Origin of the sequence: Mesorhizobium onobrychidis, from assembly GCF_024707545.1 — a bacterium.
In the GTDB taxonomy this organism is placed as follows: Bacteria; Pseudomonadota; Alphaproteobacteria; order Rhizobiales; family Rhizobiaceae; genus Mesorhizobium; species Mesorhizobium onobrychidis.
The window spans coordinates 3,087,828-3,108,028 of sequence record NZ_CP062229.1; the positions used below are offsets into that span (position 1 = coordinate 3,087,828).

At 63.4% G+C, this 20,201-nt stretch carries 18 protein-coding genes and 2 pseudogenes; 12 read left to right on the top strand and 8 right to left on the bottom strand.

The features are described 5' to 3' along the window. Positions 1-573 precede the first annotated feature (573 nt). On the top strand, positions 574-1,836 hold the full coding sequence (gene ltrA, locus IHQ72_RS15350) for a group II intron reverse transcriptase/maturase (RefSeq protein WP_258120451.1): 1,263 nt from the start codon (positions 574-576) through the stop codon (positions 1,834-1,836). 83 nt (positions 1,837-1,919) lie between these two features. Here ltrA and IHQ72_RS15355 read toward each other — a convergent pair. Then, positions 1,920-2,624 (bottom strand): annotated as a pseudogene (locus tag IHQ72_RS15355) (IS91 family transposase); the annotation flags it as partial. 2 nt (positions 2,625-2,626) lie between these two features. Beyond that, positions 2,627-3,535 carry a tyrosine-type recombinase/integrase gene (locus IHQ72_RS15360; RefSeq protein ID WP_258117986.1) on the bottom strand — a complete coding sequence of 303 codons (909 nt, stop codon included), beginning with the start codon at positions 3,533-3,535 and terminating at the stop codon, positions 2,627-2,629. A gap of 449 nt (positions 3,536-3,984) precedes the next feature. On the opposite strand from IHQ72_RS15360, the gene IHQ72_RS15365 reads away from it, so the two are divergent. After that, the gene (locus IHQ72_RS15365) at positions 3,985-5,148 is read left to right on the top strand and encodes an IS4 family transposase (protein ID WP_258117380.1); all 1,164 of its coding nucleotides are present in this window, start codon (positions 3,985-3,987) and stop codon (positions 5,146-5,148) included. 561 nt (positions 5,149-5,709) lie between these two features. Here the strand turns inward: IHQ72_RS15365 and IHQ72_RS15370 are convergent. Continuing rightward, a complete protein-coding gene (locus IHQ72_RS15370; protein ID WP_258123184.1) occupies positions 5,710-6,867 on the bottom strand; it encodes a sulfite oxidase in 1,158 nt (385 codons plus the stop codon). A 524-nt stretch (positions 6,868-7,391) separates the two neighbouring features. Between IHQ72_RS15370 and IHQ72_RS15375 the strand changes: the two are divergent. The 3 genes and pseudogenes from IHQ72_RS15375 to IHQ72_RS15385 all read left to right on the top strand — a co-directional run bounded on the left by IHQ72_RS15375 (position 7,392) and on the right by IHQ72_RS15385 (position 10,524). Continuing rightward, positions 7,392-8,008: pseudogene (locus IHQ72_RS15375) on the top strand (DUF1326 domain-containing protein). A gap of 8 nt (positions 8,009-8,016) precedes the next feature. Then, complete coding sequence (locus tag IHQ72_RS15380) at positions 8,017-8,910, top strand: DUF2182 domain-containing protein (protein WP_258123185.1); 894 nt, start codon at positions 8,017-8,019, stop codon at positions 8,908-8,910. Positions 8,911-9,003: 93 nt separating this feature from the next. Then, complete coding sequence (locus IHQ72_RS15385; RefSeq protein WP_258123186.1) at positions 9,004-10,524, top strand: FAD-dependent oxidoreductase; 1,521 nt, start codon at positions 9,004-9,006, stop codon at positions 10,522-10,524. Positions 10,525-10,627: 103 nt separating this feature from the next. On the opposite strand, the gene dinB is transcribed toward IHQ72_RS15385, so the two are convergent. Next, a complete protein-coding gene (gene dinB, locus IHQ72_RS15390) occupies positions 10,628-11,869 on the bottom strand; it encodes a DNA polymerase IV (protein WP_258123187.1) in 1,242 nt (413 codons plus the stop codon). Between the two features lie 410 nt (positions 11,870-12,279). Here dinB and IHQ72_RS15395 point away from each other — a divergent pair, with 410 nt between their 5' ends. Continuing rightward, positions 12,280-12,807 (top strand): hypothetical protein, encoded by a 528-nt coding sequence (locus IHQ72_RS15395; RefSeq protein WP_258123188.1) that lies wholly within the window; start codon positions 12,280-12,282, stop codon positions 12,805-12,807. A 32-nt stretch (positions 12,808-12,839) separates the two neighbouring features. Here IHQ72_RS15395 and IHQ72_RS15400 read toward each other — a convergent pair whose 3' ends face one another. Further along, a complete protein-coding gene (locus IHQ72_RS15400; protein ID WP_258123189.1) occupies positions 12,840-13,208 on the bottom strand; it encodes a hypothetical protein in 369 nt (122 codons plus the stop codon). A 215-nt stretch (positions 13,209-13,423) separates the two neighbouring features. On the opposite strand from IHQ72_RS15400, the gene IHQ72_RS15405 reads away from it, so the two are divergent. Then, a complete protein-coding gene (locus IHQ72_RS15405) occupies positions 13,424-13,726 on the top strand; it encodes a hypothetical protein (RefSeq protein WP_309508972.1) in 303 nt (100 codons plus the stop codon). A gap of 262 nt (positions 13,727-13,988) precedes the next feature. Here IHQ72_RS15405 and IHQ72_RS15410 read toward each other — a convergent pair whose 3' ends face one another. After that, entirely contained in the window at positions 13,989-14,684 is a 696-nt protein-coding gene (locus IHQ72_RS15410; protein WP_077382554.1) for an XRE family transcriptional regulator, read from the bottom strand. Between the two features lie 262 nt (positions 14,685-14,946). Between IHQ72_RS15410 and IHQ72_RS15415 the strand changes: the two genes are divergently transcribed. From IHQ72_RS15415 to IHQ72_RS15430, 4 genes are all read left to right on the top strand, one after another. Then, entirely contained in the window at positions 14,947-15,069 is a 123-nt protein-coding gene (locus IHQ72_RS15415; protein WP_258123192.1) for a hypothetical protein, read from the top strand. A 61-nt stretch (positions 15,070-15,130) separates the two neighbouring features. Next, positions 15,131-15,517: a hypothetical protein gene (locus IHQ72_RS15420; protein WP_258123193.1), complete on the top strand. Its 387-nt coding sequence runs from the start codon at positions 15,131-15,133 to the stop codon at positions 15,515-15,517. A gap of 299 nt (positions 15,518-15,816) precedes the next feature. After that, the gene (locus IHQ72_RS15425; protein ID WP_258123194.1) at positions 15,817-16,413 is read left to right on the top strand and encodes a DUF6456 domain-containing protein; all 597 of its coding nucleotides are present in this window, start codon (positions 15,817-15,819) and stop codon (positions 16,411-16,413) included. Between the two features lie 368 nt (positions 16,414-16,781). Beyond that, positions 16,782-17,021, top strand: a complete 240-nt coding sequence (locus IHQ72_RS15430; protein WP_309508873.1) for a hypothetical protein — start codon at positions 16,782-16,784, stop codon at positions 17,019-17,021. A 579-nt stretch (positions 17,022-17,600) separates the two neighbouring features. Here IHQ72_RS15430 and efp read toward each other — a convergent pair. Beyond that, positions 17,601-18,167, bottom strand: a complete 567-nt coding sequence (efp, locus tag IHQ72_RS15435; RefSeq protein ID WP_258123195.1) for an elongation factor P — start codon at positions 18,165-18,167, stop codon at positions 17,601-17,603. Positions 18,168-18,296: 129 nt separating this feature from the next. On the opposite strand from efp, the gene epmA reads away from it, so the two are divergent. Further along, positions 18,297-19,340, top strand: a complete 1,044-nt coding sequence (epmA, locus tag IHQ72_RS15440) for an EF-P lysine aminoacylase EpmA (protein WP_258123196.1) — start codon at positions 18,297-18,299, stop codon at positions 19,338-19,340. Between the two features lie 226 nt (positions 19,341-19,566). Here the strand turns inward: epmA and IHQ72_RS15445 are convergent, their stop codons facing one another. Beyond that, positions 19,567-20,163 carry a DUF922 domain-containing Zn-dependent protease gene (locus tag IHQ72_RS15445; protein WP_258123197.1) on the bottom strand — a complete coding sequence of 199 codons (597 nt, stop codon included), beginning with the start codon at positions 20,161-20,163 and terminating at the stop codon, positions 19,567-19,569. Positions 20,164-20,201: the final 38 nt, after the last annotated feature.

A 20,201-nucleotide genomic window follows, 5' to 3' on the forward strand; every position in this document is an offset into this window, starting at 1 on the left:
TCTTGCATGGGCGGCGGCAACATCGCTCGTGAAGCGTAGACAGCGGATGCTGAAGCCATGTGTCAGCCTCGAGATTATGTGCATGCGGAGGCCTTCGGCGTGGGTAGCCCGGGGGCAGCATCGTCGGAACCGCCAAGGGCGAGGTTCTGGCGGCTCGGCCGGGGTCTTGGAGCAAGGCAAAGGCATGGGATGGATCGCCAGGGAACCTGTGAGATCCCGCTTACGTCCACAAGCGAAGTACGCCGGAACAGGGACCGCCGGTTGACCATGGGTCCAGGCTCGATGAGCGTCCTCCACGCTCATCGGGAGCGCCTCGGCGAGCACGAACATGGGAGGCGCATGTGGGGCCTGTTACCGAAACTATAAGGGAGCAGGTATGCGTGAGCGGGAAGTCGTAGCGCCTTCATAGTAGCAGTGAAGACGGGGAACTGGGCTCACCGGGACCCGACGGAGCGAAGGGAGGCGTCATGTGTAGAGAACCGTTGACCTGAAACATGGGAGGGGGCTCTGAACCCCACAAACCTGTCTACGAACCGACAACGGATAGCCGAACTGGCGAGGACGAAACGGGGTGTGGCGCTGTGCTCGCTCCACCATGTCATCGATCTGGACTGGATGAAGGAGGCCTACCGGCTGACCCGCAAGGATGGTGCCCCTGGCATCGACGGCGTCACGGCGGCGGACTATGAGGTGAACCTGGAGACCAGACTTCTGGACCTCCTGGAGCGCATCAAGTCCGGCCGATATCGTGCGCCGCCGGTCCGGCGGGCCTATATACCCAAGGCGGATGGGTCGCAAAGGATGCTCGGCATTCCGACCTTCGAGGACAAGGTGGCGCAACGCGCCATTATGATGGTGCTGGAGACCGTCTATGAGGAGGATTTCTACCCCTGCTCATATGGGTTCCGACCGGGCCGCTCGGCCCATCAGGCGCTCCGCAATATGCAGAACGTGCTGTGGGCAAAGCGGCTCTATTGGGTGATCGATCTCGACATACAGAAATACTTCGACTCGATTCCGCACTCTCACCTCCGGGCGTTCCTCGACCAGCGAGTCACGGACGGCGTCATCCGACGGATGATCGATAAATGGCTGAACGCAGGAGCCGTCGAAGACGGTCTTCTGCACCGAACGGCCGAAGGATCCCCGCAAGGAGGCGTGGTCTCGCCCTGCCTCTCGAACATCTTCCTGCACCACGTGCTGGACGAATGGTTCGAGACCGAGGTGCGGCCGCGGCTCCGTGGGGGCTGTACCATTGCCCGCTACGCTGACGATGCGCTCATGGCGTTCGACAACATCGTCGACGCCCAGCGTGTCCTGGCAGTGCTGGACAAACGTCTTGGACGGTTCGGGCTTACGCTCCATCCCGACAAGACGCGTCTCGTCGACTTTCGCCCGCGAAGGACGGAGAGCACACGGCATCCGGAGACGGATGGCACCAAGTTCGACTTTCTCGGCCTGACCCACGTGTGGGGACGGTCGCGCAGAGGCAAGGACATGGTGATGCAAGTCACGGCCAAGGGCCGTTTTGCTCGTGCGCTGGCTGCGGTAAGTTACTGGTGCCGGAAACACCGGAACTGGTCGATCCGCGATCAGCATCGCCATCTCTCGTCCATGATGCGGGGCCACTTCGCCTACTATGGCGTCGGGGGAAATGCTCGGCGATTGCGATGGTTCGCCCACCAGGTCGTGAGGATATGGCGGAAATGGCTATCTCGGCGAGATCGTCAAAGCGTGTTCCGATGGAACCGCCTTAACGAAATCCTGAAACGCCATCCGCTGCCGCCAGCCAGGATTCTTCATTCGTTTGCCACCGTGAGCGAAACTCTACCATGAGGAACCGGATGCGGGAAAACTGCACGTCCGGGTCTGTGAGGGGTGGGGGCAGTAACGCCCCCACCTACTCGGCAGCGCTTGTTCCGGATCGGCGACAGGTGCCGCAGGAAGGCCTGCCGCTCGACGAGACGAGCAAGGGTGCCGAAGAAGGCGAGCTGGCCGGCGTCGTGGAGGGCGATCAGCCGGGTGAGGAACAGGCGGCGAAACAACTTGCCGAGTACCCTGACCGGGAGCAGGAAGGCCGGCCGCGACGATATCCAGCGGCTCCCGTCCGGCGCGATGCCGCCGCCCGGCACGATCATGTGCACGTGGGGATGGTGGGTCATCGCCGATCCCCATGTGTGGAGCACGGCGGTGATGCCGATGCGTGCGCCGAGATGCCTGGGATCGGCCGCGATCGTCAGCATCGTCTCCGATGCCGCCTTGAACAGCAGGTCGTAGACCAGCGCCTTGTTGTGGAAGGCGATCTCGGCGACCTCGGCCGGCAGCGTGAACACGACGTGGAAGTATCCGACCGGCAGCAGGTCGGCCTCCCGCTCGGCAAGCCATGTCCTCGCGGCCGAGCCCTGGCACTTCGGACAGTGCCGGTTGCGGCAGCTGTTGTACGCGATCCGCCGTTGGCCACAGTCCGCGCAGGCCTCGACGTGGCCGCCGAGCGCTGCGGTGCGGCAGAGTTCGATTGCCGACATGACCTTGAGCTGCTGTAGGCTGAGCTGCCCTGCATGGGCGACCCGGTAGGCAGGCCCGGCAGCACGGAAGATGTCGGCGACCTCGATCGAGGCGTGCACGCTCAGCCGTCGGGCGAGATCTCTCCCGGCTTGAACAGGCCAAGCTTGTCGAGCGGACTGGTTACGGAGCGTACCGTCCGGGTCGCGACCTTGGCGTAGAGGGCCGTGTTGTCGAGCTTGGCGTGCCCGAGCAGGACCTGGATGACCCGGATGTCGGTGCCGTCCTCCAGCAGGTGGGTGGCGAAGCTGTGACGCAGCGTGTGCGGCCCGACACGCTTGGCGATGTCGGCGGCCTGTGCAGCCTCGACGACGATGCGATGGAGCTGCCGCGTGCTGATCGGCTTCATCGCGTGCTGCCCCGGGAACAGCCAGCCGTCGCGATGCATCACACCCTGTTGCCGCCCGACCTTCCACCACTGGCGCAGCAGCGCGAGCAGGTCGGCCGACAGCATGGCATTGCGGTACCGCCCGCCCTTGCCACGCTCGATGCGCAGCAGCATGCGCTCGCTGTCGACGTCGGTGACCTTCAGCGTCGACACCTCCGCGACGCGCAAGCCCGCGCCATAGGCGACCGACAGCGCGGCCTGGTGCTTGAGGCAGGTGGTGGCGTTGAGGAGACGGGCAACCTCGTCGCGGCTCAGGACCACGGGCAGCTTGCGCGGATGCGACAGGCGAACCAGCCTGCGCGCCAGGTCCGGGCGGTCGAGCGTGTGGGTGAAGAAGAAGCGCAGCGCCGACACAATGCTGTTCATGGTCGGCACGGGAACGCCGTCATCCTGCTGCCCGACCTGGAACCGGCGCAAGTCATCCGCTGTCGCCGTGTCCGGCGATCGGCCAAGGGAGCTTGCGAACCGCCCGACATCGCGGACGTAGTTGCGCTGCGTCTCCTGGCTGAACCGGCGCATGGTCATGTCGTCAATCAACCGTTGGCGCAGCGGGCTGATCTGTGCATCGAGAACAGGATGGGGCATGGTCAGGCTCCTTGTTGAAGAAGCCTGTGATGCTCTGCCGCCGCCGAACGACGCTCAATGCGGGCGCGGCAACCGGATCGTGACCTCTACCTCACCGCGCGCGCCCATCCCGCGCAGCGGGTTCGTTCACCGGCCCAATCGAGACGTTGAGAGCTTTGCAGCAAAGCGTCCGCTTCTGGCGCAAAGTGGGCTTCGGCATTGCACCGCCCGGCCAAGCCGGCTCACAATTCCCTTTCGGTTCCTTTTCGGTCAGTTCGAAAATCGGAATTTTTTTGTTGCGAAGGCTGCGGGACGGCGCCCCACTCTGTCCTGCCGGACATCTCCCCCACAAGGAGCAGGGCTGTCCGGGGAAAGTTTTGAGTGAATCGAAATGCCACATGTGCATGCCCCGTAAAACGGGTTTTGTCCGTCTTCTCTCTGGTTGTCGAGACTCAGAAAAGGAACGGGGCATGCGCTTTGCACCTAGCATCTTCGGGCAGCTTCTTGAACCCATCGATCGGCGTCAATTCCAAGCAATTGTGGATCGCCACGACGGGGATGCGTACGACAAATCGTTCAGAAGCTGGGATCATCTGGTGGCGCTGATCTATGCCCAGTTCTGCGGCAGCAGCGGCTTGCGTGGCCTGGAAGCCGGCTGGAACGCCAACAGCCAGCATCATTATCACCTGGGCAGCGGTCCCTTGATGCGTTCGACCTTGTCGGACGCCAACAGACGGCGTCCGGTCGCCATCTTTGCCGAGGCGTTCGGTCTGGTGGCGGGTCTGCTTGACCGGCAGACGCGGCGCGAGGGCACAGAAATGCTGCGGCTGATCGACTCGACCCCCATTCCGCTCGGCAAACTGTGCGATTGGGCCAAGTCGAACGGGCGCATCCGCGGCATGAAGGTGCATGTCGTCTATGACCCGAAGGCCGACTGTCCGCGCGTCCTCGACATCACCGACGCCAACGTCAACGACGCCCAGGTCGGCCGCCAGATCACGATCGAAGCTGGAGCGACCTACGTGTTCGACAAGGGCTACTGCCATTATGGCTGGTGGACGGCGATCGCCGAAGCCGGATCGATCTTCGTGACGCGGCCCAAGGCCAACATGGGGCTGGCGCTGGTGTGCGATCGCCCTATAGCCGAGCCGCAGGGCGACGGCTTCCTGGTTGTGGAAGACAGTGAGGTAAGCCTGGTCAGCAAGGGCGTTTGCAAGCTGCCGATGCGCCTGCGTCGCCTGCGCGTTCAGCGCGAAGAGGGCGACACCATCACGCTTTTGACCAACGATCTGGAGCGCTCCGCCATCGAGATTGGACGGCTCTACAAAGGCCGCTGGCAAATCGAGCTTCTGTTCCGATGGATCAAGCAGCACCTCAAGATCCGCAAGTTCCTCGGCAACAACGGCAATGCCATTCGCCTGCAACTCTTTGCCGCAATGATCGCCTATGCGCTGCTGCGCATTGTCGCGCGCACCCGCCGCGTCCCTATTCCAATCTTGAGGTTCACAGAACTGGTCGCTCAATACTTGTTCGGGCGGCGGAAAATGCACACCATCCACAAGCCGCCACCGGTCAATCAAAGCCGACCAAAAGACCGAGCCTCTCCCAATCAGATGGCCTTCATATATGAATAACTTTCCCCGGACAGCCCTGCACAAGGAGGGAGATTGGCAGCTCCACCGGCAGCGTTTTTTAATCCAGCGTTGGAGACTGGCGAACGCGATGGCGATATCCGATCAAGTGGGGAGATGTCCGGCAAGGGGGCGACGTAGAGCAACGGCTTCAATGCTCGCCACGCGCAGTCTCAGGGCGTGGTGGTGTGCGCGTAGGTTTCGGCCAGGCGTCCGGCAACGTATTCGCCGGCGGCGGATATTTGGCCGCCGGTTTTCGCCGCTGCAGCTCGGCAGCAGAAGCGCGTCGTAATTGGTGTCGAAGAAGAAGGGAATCGAAGCCGTGGTCAAAGTCGCCCGGCGGTGTGCCCGCCGCCGCCCTTTTGATTGAGCTTGCGAAGGGGCGCGCCAGCCCTCTCCGCAAGCTTTCGGATCAGGCAGCCTCCTCCTGGGTGATCCAAACGCAATTGCCACATGGCAGCAAGTTCTTAGAGCGGTTCCGGTTCTCTTGGAACCGGTCGCTCTAACTATCTGTTTTGCCGCATTTATGCGGACGCAAATAATTCCATTTGGCTGCAAAATGCTCTAGTCGACACGCACGCGGCGCGTCACCTGGCCATTGCTTTCCCAGTATGTGTGTTTCTTGGCAATCAAGGAATCGTCCATTGCCGGTTGAACTTGTCCCGTGGTGCTGACCGCGCGCGAGGTCACCGTGTGTTCTCCTGGAGAGGGATTTGCCCAATCCAGGGACCAAATCTTCCAGGCGTGTTCGGCCTCCTCACTGCGGTCAATGACCGCTGAGGCCCATGGCGCTTGATCGATTTGCACTTCGACCCGGTCGATCGGCGCCCCCCAAGCTGCCCCAATGACGCGGTAGTTTGAGTCTTTCCGGGTGACCTTCGCAGGCGCCGACTTTATCAGCGCTCGCCCGACTGAAGTCTCGGTCCACACGGTCTCGCCGTTGTGCTCTTCCTCCCGGATGGTGACATAGTCACGGGCCATCAGAAGGCTCATGAAGCGGGTGTCGCGAACCTCGATGCGCTCCAGCCACTTGACGTTAGCGATCCCGTACCAGCCTGGAGCAATCAGCCGCAGCGGAAAACCATTGGCCGCCGGCAAGGCGGCTCCGTTCATTTCATAGCAGAGCAGATTGTCGGGGTTCATCGCGTCGGCGAGCGACATGCTGCGAGCGAAGTTCTGCTGCATCTTGACGTCGCGTATTGCGACCTCGCCATTGTCAGTACCGAAAAAGACTACCTCGATGCCTTTCTCCAGAACGCCGGCTTCCTCGAGGATCGGGGCGAGCGGCGTCCCAGCCCAGCGGGCATTGCCGATGCCGCCGGTGAAAAAGGGAAACCCGTGGTTGCCCGAGCATTCCACTGTGAAAACGACCTCCTGCCGCGGTCGCGCCCTGATGTCGGCGAGCGTTAATTTTAAGGGCTTCTTGACCAGGCCTCCGATCTCCATCGACCATGTCTTCTCGTCGATCGTTGGCCGGTTGAAATGCGAGATGCTGAAGAACTTGTCGTTTGGAGTTATCCAGCTATCCAAATCCTCCCAGACAAGCTGCTTCTGGATACCTACCGGATCGGGATTTTCGGTCGGCTGATCCAGCCATGGAATAACTTCCTCGCTCGGCCGTTTTGGAAAAGCGTAAGCCCGACGCGAGGTATAGAGAGCAGCAATTGCGGCAAGAGCCGCGCTTCCTTGAACAAGAAGTTCTCTGCGCTGAAAATCAGGCATGTTGTTTACCTCCCAGTTGATCCGGAACGGGCTGCAACGTGCCTTAGGCCGTAGCCTGATCACGGATAGGCGACACAATGTGAGGTCTGCCCAGCCGGAAGTATCCGGATAGGTCAGGCAATCACCGACGCAAGTCAAGCATGTGAAGCATTGGACGAAACACTAGCTCGCGTTTCGCACGCTAAGAGTGCGCCTTTGAGAAGGAAGTGTCCACAACCTGGACGGGCATGATGATGATTGCAGCATTCGAGACCGATTTCCGCTCGGATCGCTATAGGAAACGACCGCTTTTGGGTCATTTCCGGACCTTCGCGGGTGCGGTCGGAAAGGCCCGTTCCGCCCCCCATCTCTGCTGTTCCGATGTCGGCCTCGCCATCTCCAGGGCAGATGTTCACCCAATTTTCGGCGAGAAACCGCCTTGGCCTGCCGTCTCTTGGCGCGACGAATGGCGGTGCGGCCGGCGCAGGTGTATGATGATGGTCTAATATTTCGAGATCAGGGAGGACAGCATGACGTCTTGGGAAATCAAGGGACGTGAACTCGTCAATTGCACCTGCGAATATGGCTGCAACTGTCAATTCAATGCGCTGCCCGACAAGGGCCATTGCCATGCGGTGGCCGGCATTCAGATCGATGAGGGTCATCATGGCGAGACGCCCTCGATGGCCTGCGGATCGCCGCGATCTTCAAATGGCCCGGCGCGATCCACGAAGGCAATGGCGAAGCCATCGCCTTCGTCGACGAGAAGGCAACCGACCGGCAGCGTAACGCGCTGCTGCGCATCATGACCGGCCAGGACACCGACCCGTTCGCGACGATGTTCGCCGTCTACGCCTCAACCGTGACAAAAATGAATGAGCCGGTTTTCACCAAGATCGATCTCGACCTCGATATCGACGGCCGCAGGGGCCGCATCTTCGTCAAGGACTACATCGAAACGGTCGGCGAACCGATCCGCAACAAGGTGACGGGCGCGGACTCGCGGGCTCAGATCGTGTTGCCGAACGGCTTCGAATATGCGGTCGCCGAGATCGGCAGCGCTTCGAGCACAACCAGCGGGCCGGTTCAGGTGAACATGAAGGACAGTTACGGCCAGTTCGCGCGGCTGCATCTCAACAATCACGGGGTGGTGCGAGCCTGACGCCTCGCATGGACGGCGCGTCGCCACTGGAACGCCTGCTCAGACGCGACGGCGTCATCACGATCGCGGGCGTGGTGGCGCTGTGCCTGCTGGCCTGGCTTTATATCGTCGCCGGTGCAGGGCTCGGCATGAATGCGTGGGAGATGACGAGGCTCGCGCTCTTCCCCCATCAGCAAACTGCCGGCGTGACCTCCGATATGCCCGGCATGGATATGTCCGGCATGGACATGCCCGGCATGGACATGAGCGCGATGGCCGCGGCGACGGAACCGCGGGTCTGGGGGGCCGCGAACTGGGCGCTGATGATCGCGATGTGGTGGGTCATGATGATCGCCATGATGTCCCCGAGTGCGGCGCCGACTATCCTGCTCTATGCGCGCGTGCATCGCCATGCGCTCGCACAGGGCCAGATCCAGGACAAGCTCGCGCCGACCGGCGTATTTATGGCAGGCTACCTCCTGGTCTGGCTGGGGTTCTCCGTCGCGGCGACCGCGCTGCATTGGCTGCTCGATCGCGAAGCCTTCGTTTCCGCGACGATGATGAGTTCGCAAAGCCGCTGGCTTTCAGCCATCGTCCTGATCGCCGCGGGCCTCTATCAGCTCTCGCCGCTCAAGAACGCCTGCCTGTCGCATTGCCGGGCACCGACCGCGTTCCTTGCCCGACACTGGCGTCCCCACGCAGTTGGCGCGCTGCGTTTGGGCGCACTGCACGGGGCGTTTTGTGTCGGATGCTGCTGGATGCTGATGGCGTTGTTGTTCGTGGGGGGCATAATGAACCTGGTGTGGGTTGCCGGGCTCGCCATTCTGGTGCTGGTTGAAAAGGCGTTTCCTGCCGGCCGGTGGGTTGGCCGGGCGGCCGGCACCATCCTGATCGCCTGGGGCGGCGCAACGCTTTTGGTCTGACGACCAGGGCCGCCTATGTCGGCATTCAAAGGCCTGGAGGAACTTTGAATCCTCGCGTCCGTTTATCGAATTCGTGGATGGTAGGTTCCGCCGATGAATGTCAGCGACGAAAGGACCGTATCCCTCCGGGCGGCGACCGAAGTAGCGCCCGATGCGGTGCCGCTCGGGAAGGGCGAACAGGTCGATGTCGTGGTCCTCGGGTCTGGAATTGCCGGACTGTCGGTCGCCTACGAACTGGCCGTCGCCGGGCAAAAGGTGGCTGTCCTCGATCGCGGCCGGATTGGAAGCGGCATGACGGCTCGCACCACCGCACACCTGTCATCCGTCTGCGACGACTATTTCTCGGAACTGATCAAATTGCGCGGTGAGGACCTGGCGCGGATTTTTTATCAAAGCCAATCGGCCGCTATCGACCGCATCCAATCAATCCAGGAGACGGAGAGTATCGCGTGCGATTTCCGGCGCCTCGACGGCTTTCTCTTCCCGGCTTCCGGCAGGCAGGAATCCGATACCGAGCGCGAGCTGGACGCCGCTCTGAAAATCGGGATCGACGTCGAGAAGACCAGGGGCGTGCCGTTTGCAGGCTTTTCGGACGCACAGGCCCTTCGATACGCCAATCAGGCGACCTTCCACCCGCTCAAATATCTCCGCGGGCTGGCCGCAGGCATCCGCGCACGCGGCGGCGTGCTTTATGCCGATACCATCGTCGAAAAAGTCGAGGAGACTGACGGCGGCGTGCGCGTAACCACGGTTTCGGGCTTAACCGTGTCTGCCAAATCGGCCGTTGTCGCCACCAATTCGCCGATCAACGATCGGGTCGCGCTCCATACCAAGCAAGCCCCCTATCGGACCTACGCGATGTCGCTCGAGATCGCGCGCGATATCATACCGGATGCGCTGTATTGGGATACTGAAGACCCTTATCACTACGTTCGGCGTCAGCCTGGCGAGGGTCGGACCGACTTCCTGATCGTCGGTGGTGAAGACCACAAAACAGGACAGGCCGATGATGCCGGTGATCGCTTCGCGGCCCTGGCGGCCTGGACCAAAAGGCTGGTGCCCGATGTCGGCGTGGAAACCAGGCGATGGTCCGGGCAGGTGATGGAGACCGTCGATTATGCGGGGTTCATCGGCCGTAATCCTGGCGACCGCCGCGTCTTTGTGGCGACCGGAGATTCCGGCCAGGGCATCACCCATGGCGTCGTGGCCGGCCTGTTGATTTCCGACCTGATTCTGAAGGGGGAAAGCCCCTGGCGCGAACTTTACGAGCCGTCTCGCAAGACGGCAGGCGCGATCGGCGATTATCTGTCGGAGAATGCAACAGCGATCAAGAGTTTTGCCGAATATATCGCGCCCGGCGAAATCGATTCCGTCGACAAGCTGCAACCGGGAGAAGGTGCCATCGTTCGCGAAGGGCTCACCAAAATCGCTGCGTTTCGCGATGACGACGGTACGCTCTACAAGTGTTCGGCCGCATGCACGCATATCGGCTGCCATGTCCACTGGAACTCCCTCGAGCGCTGCTGGGACTGCCCCTGCCACCGCTCGCATTTTGCTATCGATGGCACGGCTTTGAACGGACCGGCCGTGTCGCCCCTGGCTTCGCTTGGGTAGGGCAGTAGGGCAGTAGGGCAGTAGGGCAGAAGGGCAGAAGGGCAGTAGGGCAGTAGGGCAGTAGGGGCCAATTTCTCTACTTCCTTGCACTGGCCAAGCCGGCTCACAATTCCTTTTCGGCCAGCTCGCGAAACGCGTCGGGGACCGACCGCCACTGGCCGAGCGCGACCGAGGCATAGCCGACCGCCTCCCAGCCGAAACGGTCGCGGATCTTGTCGATGGCGCGGTCGGCCGTCCAGCGCGCCGCACCCTTCCTGGTGCCGGGGCGGCGGCGGTCGTCGTCGAGGCCGAGCGGCAGTTCCAGCTGCAGGACCGATTGCTTCTCCAGATGCGAAACGGCGATCGCCAGCAGCGAGATGGTCTTTTCGTGCGGATGATCGACAAGCACCTTGCGCACCAGCGCCTCGGCGATCTCGGCCAGCATCGCGGTTGCCGAAATCGGCTGGTCGAGCGTGATCGAGCGCGTCACCGAGCGCAGATCGGCAAAGCGGACGCGAACCGTCACGGTGCGCCCCGGCCGGGATTTAGCCCGCAGCCTGGTGGCGACTCTGTCGGCCAGATGCAGCAGCGCCGGCACGAAGATCTTTGCCTCGGCCGGCTTCCTGCCGAGCGCCGATTGCGCGCCGGCCGATCGCGCCCGGCGCTGTGTCTCGAGCTTGCGCGGATCGCGGTTCCAGGCCAGTGCGTTGAGCTTTTCGCCCGCCGCCGGGCCGAGCAGCCGCTCCAGTGACGAGCCCGGCGTTTTCGCCAGCTCGCCGATGGTGTTGACGCCGATGCCGGCCAGCCGCTCCCTGGTGACCGGACCGACGCCCCACATCAGCTCGACCGGCAGATCGTGCAGGAACTCCAGCTCGTGGCGTGGATCGACGACCACAAGCCCGTCGGGCTTGGCCACCTGTGAGGCGATCTTGGCCAGGTGCTTGGTGCGCGCCACGCCGACCGAGATCGGCAGACCGAGCTCGGCCCGCACGCGACGGCGGATGGTTGTGGCGATCTCGGCCGGCGGACCGAACAGGTGGGTGCAGCCGGCGACGTCGGCAAAGGCCTCGTCGATGGAAATCCGCTCGACCACAGGCGTGAAATCGCCGAGCACTTGAATAGCCGCGTCGCCGAGCCGCTGGTAATCCTTGAAATGGCCGCCGACGAAAATCAGCCCGGGGCAGAGTTCCCGGGCGCGCCGCCCCGGCATGCCGCCACGCACGCCAAAGGCCTTGGCCTCGTAGGACGCGGCCAGCACCACACCGCCGCCGACGGCGATCGGTTTGCCGCGCAGGGCGGGGTCGAGCAACTGTTCGACCGAGGCATAGAAGGCGTCCAGATCCGCGTGGAGAATGTTGGCTTCCATCCGGCCCGTTCGCCCGCGGCGGTTCGAACGCCGCCGCATTGTCTTGAGGGTGGTCTCACCTGGAACATAAAGAGAACATTGCGGATGGATTGTCAAGGAGCTTGGAGGGTAATCGCTTCAGGTTTGCGCTGCCCCTCATCGCCCGCCGGGCACCTCTCCCCGTCTAGAGACGGGGAGAAGGGACACTTCGCCCAAGGATTTCGCCATCTCCAGCGTTGCAGAAAAGGGTGCCGACGCTAAGGCCAGCCCCTTCGCCCCGTCACTATACGGGGAGAAGGTGCCGGCAGGCGGATGAGGGGCAGCGCCAACGTACCTCTGGCCGCACTCGGTTCAAAATCTAACAGCTTCCGAGCGAGATTCTAAAGAAGAGGCATAGAAGACTGCGGGCATTTTCGCCAAATGGGGTTGCCTTGGTCAATAGTTCCGTCATCGCCAGCGTCGTGCTGACAGCGGTCATTGTAGTGGGGATCCCTGCAACGGCGGCAGCCGGTGCATCGCTGAAACCGAAAGACGGGCAGGCCGGCACTTGGACAGTCGAAGGCGAGTGCAAGCGCCTTGTCGCCCGGAACGAGAAGCTCGTTTGCACTGGTGAGGTCACGCGGGCGAAATTCTCCGACGGGACAATTACTTTCAGGTTTTCCGACGGTGAGAACTGGCTGGTCTTTCGCACGAAGGAAGCGACGGCCCGGCTGCGGCAAGGCTACAAAACCATTCTCGACATCGATGGTGTTGCCTTCGGCCCAGTCGGCAGCGAGCCTGAATTCATTACCAAGATAACTAACGCGGAATGCTCGTATGGGGCTCCGTATTTCGGTCAGGCCAAAATAGATTGCATGGCCATTGTCGATTTCCGGATGTGGGCTGCGACGGTCAAGACGGACGGGCGGCTGCCGGTGCCGGATAGCGAATATATTCCGCCAACGCGGTCCGCGCCGTAGTTGCCGTTCGCGGGGTCTCGCCGACCTCCAGCTTACGCGGCCTGCCGTGGCCAGAGGCGGTGGCCGTAGCGGCGGAAGAAGCGCGCCAGGAGCCGCTGCTGCCTGGCGCGGGCGAGATCGGCGCCGCGCCTTTCCTGGCGCCAGCGCGGCATGTTGCGGAACAGCACAATGAAGCGGGCGGCGTCCTCGAGCGCCTCCTCGGCCGACTGCGCCGGGCGGACCGCCGCCAGGAACAGCGCCTCGCCATGCTTCAGCCGGTCGACCATCGCTTTGCGCTGGTCATGGCCCTGGCGGGCCTTGCCTATGCCGTCGTGGCGGATGGCGGCGAAGGCCGCCAGCATGGCCGGGCTGTCGCCAGTATAGCCGCAATCGCGGGCGAATTGAGCGGAGAGGGCGTCCATCCTCGTTTCCTTGGCTTGCGGCGGCCGCGACGGATGCCCGGCCTTGCCGCCTATCCGATCGTCCGCGGCGCTAACTATCCATCGGTATGTGATACAAGCATAACTCAAAAATATGCGCAAGTTAAACTTTTGCACGGGTTGGGCAGAACTGACTCGACTCTTCGGGAAAAACCCCTAATGATGTGAACAAAACAGGAACTGAGGCACTAGGGACGATGGCATTGCCGGGCAAGGAAGCGACGATCGCCGAGGTCGTCTCGATCGCGGTCGAGTGCATCGATTGCGGCCGCAACAGATGGTGGAAGCCGGCTGAGCTCAAGCGCTTCGGGGTGACCGCGCAGACGCCGCTGGCGGCGCTTTCGGGGCGCCTTCGCTGCTCCGCCTGCCGCGCCGACGGGCTGCCGGGCGCGGCGATCTCGATCCAGGCGGCGTTCATCGACGAGCAGCAGCAGCGCCGCGCCGAGGCGCGGATGCTTAGCGAGCGCGAGATTCCCCTGGAGCGATCCAGGCGGGCTTGATGGGTGATCCCTTCTCCCCTTGCGGGAGAAGGTGGCCGAGCCCACGGGTCTTGCCTCCGGCAAGCCCGAGGACAGGCTCCGCTCGGTCGGATGAGGGGTGTTGGACGGATCGCCAACGCCTGCCTTTGCTGCGGGGAAGTGAAGTGAAGGCGGACGGATTGCCGATGCCCTCATTCCGTCCAGCACCCCTCATCCGGCTCGGCGCTGCGCGCCGATCCACCTTCTCCCACAAGGGGAGAAGGGCGCGCGCTCCGCCGCCGCCCTAGTACCCCAGCAGTTCCTTGAGCGGGATGACGCGCCAGACGTGCTTGATCGCATAGCGGTTGAAGGTCAGCGTCTTCGGCGGATTGTACTGCTCGACGACCAGCTCGGCGGCGGTGCGCTTGACCAGTTTTTTGATGAAAGCCTTGCCGTTGCGCTCGTTTTCCTCGGGAAACATCTCGATCACCACGTGGTCGCCGGGCACAGCATCGCGGCCGCCGCAATAGAGCATCTCGCCGGGCTCGTAGCGCGGCACCATCGAGTCGGAGAGCACATGCAGCGCGAACACCTTGCGCAAATGGGCGATGCCGGGCGGGCGCTGGACATAGCCGGCGACCTCGCCGTTGAAGGTGAAGTCGCCGTCGTCGCCGCCGACCGCCGCACCCAGAAGCTCGATGTCCATCGGGCCGGCGGGCAGGGGGGCGGCGTCGGTGACGATCTCGGCGTCGGCGACATTGTCGGCGTCGTCGAGGAAGACGACCTCGCCCTTGCCGAGCGCCACCGGGTCGACGCGCAGGAAGGCGGCGGTCTTCAGCAGGTTCTCGGTTTTTGGCAGGTTGCGGCCGGTTTCCCAATTGCCGACGGCGGCGACGTCGGTGTCGTTGTGCTCGGCAATGTGGCGCATCACCAGGCCGCGCTGCTTGCGCGCCTTGCGGATCGCCGCCCCGACCTTGATCGACAATGAGGTTTTCGCCATGGCGCCATCTGAAACATAAGAATCGGTTCCGTCCATGAAAGAATGGCTTGCATAAGTTTTTGAGTTATGCTTATATACGGCCATGCACAAGCCACGTCGCTCCATCCCGTTTTCCCATCCGTCCCGGCTGTCCTCCTCCCCGGCCGGGACGAAGCCCGAGGCTAGCGCCTCGGCTCCGGTCACCCTGCCGTCACCGGCGGCGAGCGGAACGGCCGGAGCCGTTCCCCTCACGGCTCCGGCCACGAATTTCCGCGCGTGCAATGTGGGCCTTTCGTGCATCCGCACCGAGGACGGCACCGTCATCGTCTTCGACCGGCGCACGGGCAGGGCGGTTTCCGGCGCCACCCGCGAGGCGGCCGGGGCGAAGCTTGGCCGCCGGAGGTGATCTTTCTTCTCCCCGTGAACGGGAGAGGGACGAGCTTCGGCCTTTCAAACGGATCAACATCATGCCTGCCGACACAAAATTGCAAAGCATCCCCCGCACGTCGGCCAGGCTGGCGCCACCGGTCTGGCTGCCGCAGCGCCAGTTCGTGCGCGAGATCCACGGACCCGACGGCGAGGCTCTCAAGGTGCCGGCGTCGCGCCCCGTTGTCGCCGTCGGGCGCCAGCCTGACGTCGCAGCCATGCGCTTCATCGACTGCCTGTTCGACCGCTGCCGCGCGCCGCTCGATCTGACGCTGGAGGAAGATCCCGAAAACGACGCGCCGGGCAGCCGGCCGGCACTGGACATGCTGTGCTGCGGCCTGCGCACGCGGCCGCTGAAAAGCTACTGCGCCTATCACGCGGCACGCTTCTGCGACCATCGCCGCACCGCTCTGGCCGACGCGGCGTGAGCGGCATCGGTCGAGATTCTTCTCGCAAGCACGGCGGCCTAGTTCCTCGCCCCCGCCGCGCGGGGGAGAGGTGGCTCGGCGAAGCCGAGACGGAGAGGGGGGCGCCCTACGCAAAGCCAAAGCCGGATGAGGAATTGCAAGGGCCAAACCGATGAAGACCTAAGCTCTTCAACGACGAAATCGCCAGCGTGCGGCGCGACTGCCCCTCTCCGTCTCGGCTTTGCCGAGCCACCTCTCCCCACTCCGTGGGGCGAGGAACCCAGATCCTGCGAAGGCAGCAATCAAACGAGGAGCCACAGATGAGCAAGAAGACCGCCCAAAAGGCCAAGCCGGCCAAACTATCCAAGGGCGAGGCCGAGCAGGTGCGCATCCGCAAGGAGGTCGGCCATGATTTCGCGCTGAAGGACGACGCCTTCGGCCGCAAGCGGCTGGCGACCGGCACGCTGGAGGCGAGGCGCATCTATGAGGTTTCCAATGACACCTCGACCGGCGGCATTGTGCGGGTGCGCAATGTCGACCCGCTGACCGGCATCACCTCGCTGTCGCGCCAGCAGCGCGAGGCGGGTATGCGCTACCGCGAGGATTTTCGCGTCTCGGCGCAGGACGGTGTCAAGCCGATAGCGCTGACCGAGCGCGTCGACGGCGGCCGCATCGGCGGCGGCGTTGCCGACCGCATCCTGTCCGCCGGCCGCGCCTATGCCGACGCCACCAGGGCGCTTTCGCATTGGGAGGTGTCGGGCGTGGTGCAAAAAGTCTGCTGCGCCGGCGAAACGGTAAAAAGCCTGGCCGAACAGACCGGCGAGCCGCGGGATGTGGTGTCTAAACTGCTCAAGATCGGGCTGGATTTGTTGGCGGTGCATTACGGGATGATGCTGATGCGGCGGCCGCGGGGGTAGAGGGCAAACGGGGCGGGCGCTATGAACTTGTCATGCCGTCAGAGGCTGCCTACCTGACCAAGAGATGTGAGGGTTGGCAATGCGTTTCATGGGCGTTGTTTTGGGGGCAATCTTAGCGATCGTCGGCATTGTTGCGGCAACGGCGGCTGTGTCCAGCGCCCATCCGATTTTTAATCTCTCGCTTGTCTTTGCGCTCTTGTTTGCCGCCGCAGTGCTATGGGCTCATCTAAAGCCCCAGAAGCGAATGTAGCTAAGCCGCATCCTGATTTTCGGGGCGCGCAGCGAGCCTCGATCGGCCAGCGTCCTCCAATTGAAGGGCGCGGGCTTCTCGACGGCCTGTTACGGTGCGCCGTTGCTGGTAGATCGCAATGCCAAAGCCACCGCTAGACCCTCATTTCGCAGACGTGGCGCCGACGTCTTCGGTGCTGACCGCGTATGACGAGCACTGCATGCTGACTTACATGCGGCTGCTCGATGCTTCGGCGGACGGGGCCGATTGGCGTGAGGTCGCCCACACTGTTCTGCACATTGATCCGAACCAGGAGCCGGAACGGCATTCCGGGCTTGGGCGACGCACTGGCGCGCGCTCGCTGGATGACCGGGAATGAGGGTTGGCGCCGAGCGGCACGATGAGCGGCGTGGATGACGCCGGGCATTTTCCGTGGAACTGCCGTCCCGGTTTGCCCGTTTAGATAGGAATCCAACTGGGAAGCACCCGATGAACTCTTGGCAAATCAACACTTTGGAGGCGTGCTGCCTTCTTGCCGTTCCGCTGTCGATGATCCTTACGGTTCTGGTAGCGGGTCTCATCCTTGGCTGAATCCCCCGCTGCACTGTCCAGTGAAGAAGGCTCTTCCCGGCCGGCATGGTGGCACGGGGGAATCGCGGGTTGCGCCTCTACCTTGGCATTTTGCGGATCAGGCGCCGTAGCGAGCGCTCACCGTATACTTATGGGGACTGTTAAGAGACAGGATTAAGGCGTATTAGCAAGTTACGGTTAACAAAGGGTTTTCAGGTGACGCTGCTTCAAATCTCCTCGATCGTGGCCGAACTCGCGGTCTCCTACGTCACGATTGCACTCACCTACCTGGCAGCTGTGTACGCGATTTGCTCCCGCTACTAGCCGCCGCGCGCCCAGCCGGCTTCCAGCACGCGAGGCCTGTCGCCCCGCAAGCGATCCACCAGCCTCAATCCTTCGCCCGCTCCACATAAGCGCCATCGGCCGTCATCACCACCACGCGGGTGCCGGCGCTGATATGCGGCGGCACCAACGTGCGCACGCCGTTGGACAGCGTTGCCGGCTTGTAGGACGAGGACGCCGTCTGGCCCTTGGTCACCGGCTCGGTCTCGACCACCTCGAAAGTGGTGCGCTGCGGCAGCACCAGCGAGATGGCGATGCCGTTGTACTGGGAAATCTGCACCGCCATGCCTTCCTTGAGATAGGGCGCCATCTCGCCGACCACGCTTTCGGGCACCGCGACCTGGTCGTAGCTTTCCGGGTTCATGAAATGGAAGCCTTCTGCGTCGCGGTAGAGGAAGGTGTGCTCGCGCTCCTCGACATAGGCGCGCTCGACCTGCTCTGTGGTGCGGTAGCGCTCCGAAACCTTCACCCCGTCGGAGATACGGCGCATGTCGAGCTGGGTCACCGGCGTGCCCTTGCCCGGATGGATGTTTTCGGCAAAGAGGATCACATAGAGCTTGCCGTCCTTTTCGACGACATTGCCTTTGCGTAGGGAACTGGCGATGACCTTCACGGGCTTTATTCCTAAGAGCGTTGACTGGCCTGGGAGCGCCGACCGGCGCAAATCGGCTGCGGGAGCCGTTCGGTGCGGCCTAGCGCATCTTGGCGGCAATCGCCAGTCCTCCATGCAAATCCTGTCGTCATGACCACCGCCTCGCCCTGGTGGACGCCCGATGTTCACGCCGACCGGCGGCCGCGGCTGATCCTGCGCAATGCCATCATCGCCGCCCTGCGCGACTGGTTTGCCCGCCGCGACTTCGTCGAGGTCGAGACGGCGGCGCTGCAATTCTCGCCCGGCAACGAGGCGCATCTGTCGGCCTTCGCCACCGAGGCGATCGGGCCGGACGGACAGCGTCTGCCGCTCTATTTGCACACCTCGCCGGAATTCGCCTGCAAGAAGCTGCTCGCCGCCGGCGAGACGCGCATCTTCAGCCTGAGCGCCGTCTATCGCAACCGCGAGCGCGGTCCGTTGCACCATCCGTCCTTCACCATGCTCGAATGGTACCGGGCTAACGAGACCTATGAGAGCCTGATGGAGGATTGCGCCGGGCTTGTCGCGCTGGCCGCCGAGCGCGCCGGTGCAAAACGTTTTGCCTTTCGCGGCCGCGAGGCCGATCCGTTCGCCGAGCCCGAACGGTTGAGCGTCGCCGAGGCCTTCATGCGCCATGCCGGCATCGACCTGCTGGCCACGGTAGCCGCTGACGGCAGCACCGATCGCGAAGCGCTGCACGCAGCGCTGGTCAAGGCGGGCTTACGCACCGCGCCCGACGACAATTGGGCCGATCTGTTCAGCCGGGTGATGGTGGAAAAGATCGAGCCGGCGCTGGGGCAGGGGCGCGCCACCATCCTTTACGGCTATCCGATTTCGGAGGCCGCCCTTGCCCGGCCGAGCGCGGATGACCCGCGGACCGCCGAGCGCTTCGAGCTCTATTGCTGCGGCGCCGAACTGGCCAACGCGTTCGGCGAGCTGACCGACGCCGCCGAGCAGCGCCGGCGCTTCATCCTCGAGATGGACGAGAAGGAGCGTATTTATGGCGAACGCTATCCGATCGACGAGGATTTCCTCGCCGCACTCGCCATCATGCCGCAGGCAAGTGGCGCCGCACTCGGCTTCGACCGGCTGGTGATGCTGGCGACGGGGGCGATGCGCGTTGAGGATGTGATGTGGACGCCGGTGGCGGAGTGAGGGGGGCGGTGCTCTACGGCGCCCCCCTCTGTCCTGCCGGACATCTCCCCCACAAGGAGGGAGATTGGCAGCTTCAACGCCCGGCTCACTCCTGAGACGGCGGAGGTTAGCGAAAGCGGCGGCGATGGCCGATCTCCCCCCAAGTGGGGGAGATGTCCGGCAGGACAGAGGGGGGCGCTGTCCCGCCGACCTGTCCGCCGCCAGCCTTGCTGTGGTTTCCATCCCCCTACCGCCCCATCAGCAAGGCGACGATGAGCTGCTGCAGATTGCCGCGCGGGGCGAATTCTGCCCGGTCGAAATCGCGGCTTGCCTGCCGCTGCGCCTGGGAGAGTTCGGCAAGCCGCCTTGTCATTTCGGTCCTGATCCTGCTGCAGCCGGGATCGTCGGGGACGGACAGGCCGATGGTCGCCGTCTCGATCTTGCGGACCATGTCGACGATGATGTCGCCATGCACCTTTTCGTGGGCGGCGAGGCCGGTGGCAAAAACGTCCCAACTCCTCTGCACGGCGGCCGGCACCGGCCCGGACGTTTTGGGCAAGGTGTAGGTTATGATGAGCTTCGGCCGCGCCGACACCAGCACGCAGGCGTCGCCTTGTCGCTGATAGTCCCTGACCCAGGTCAGCTTGAAATTGGTGTAGGCCATGGCGCGGACCTTGCCCTTGCCGATCATCGGCCCGCGCTCGCCCATCGAGGCATGGAGCTGGGGACCGGTCTGCCCTGAAACGGCGTAGGTCTCGACCTTCTCGACCGGCTTCCATCCCGCCTGCGCCGGCGAAGCCAGCAAACAGGCCAGCAGCAGATACGTCAGAACGGCTGTTTTCATGCGAATCCCCGGGCCGATGGCTTTGGTGCGCTTGAGAT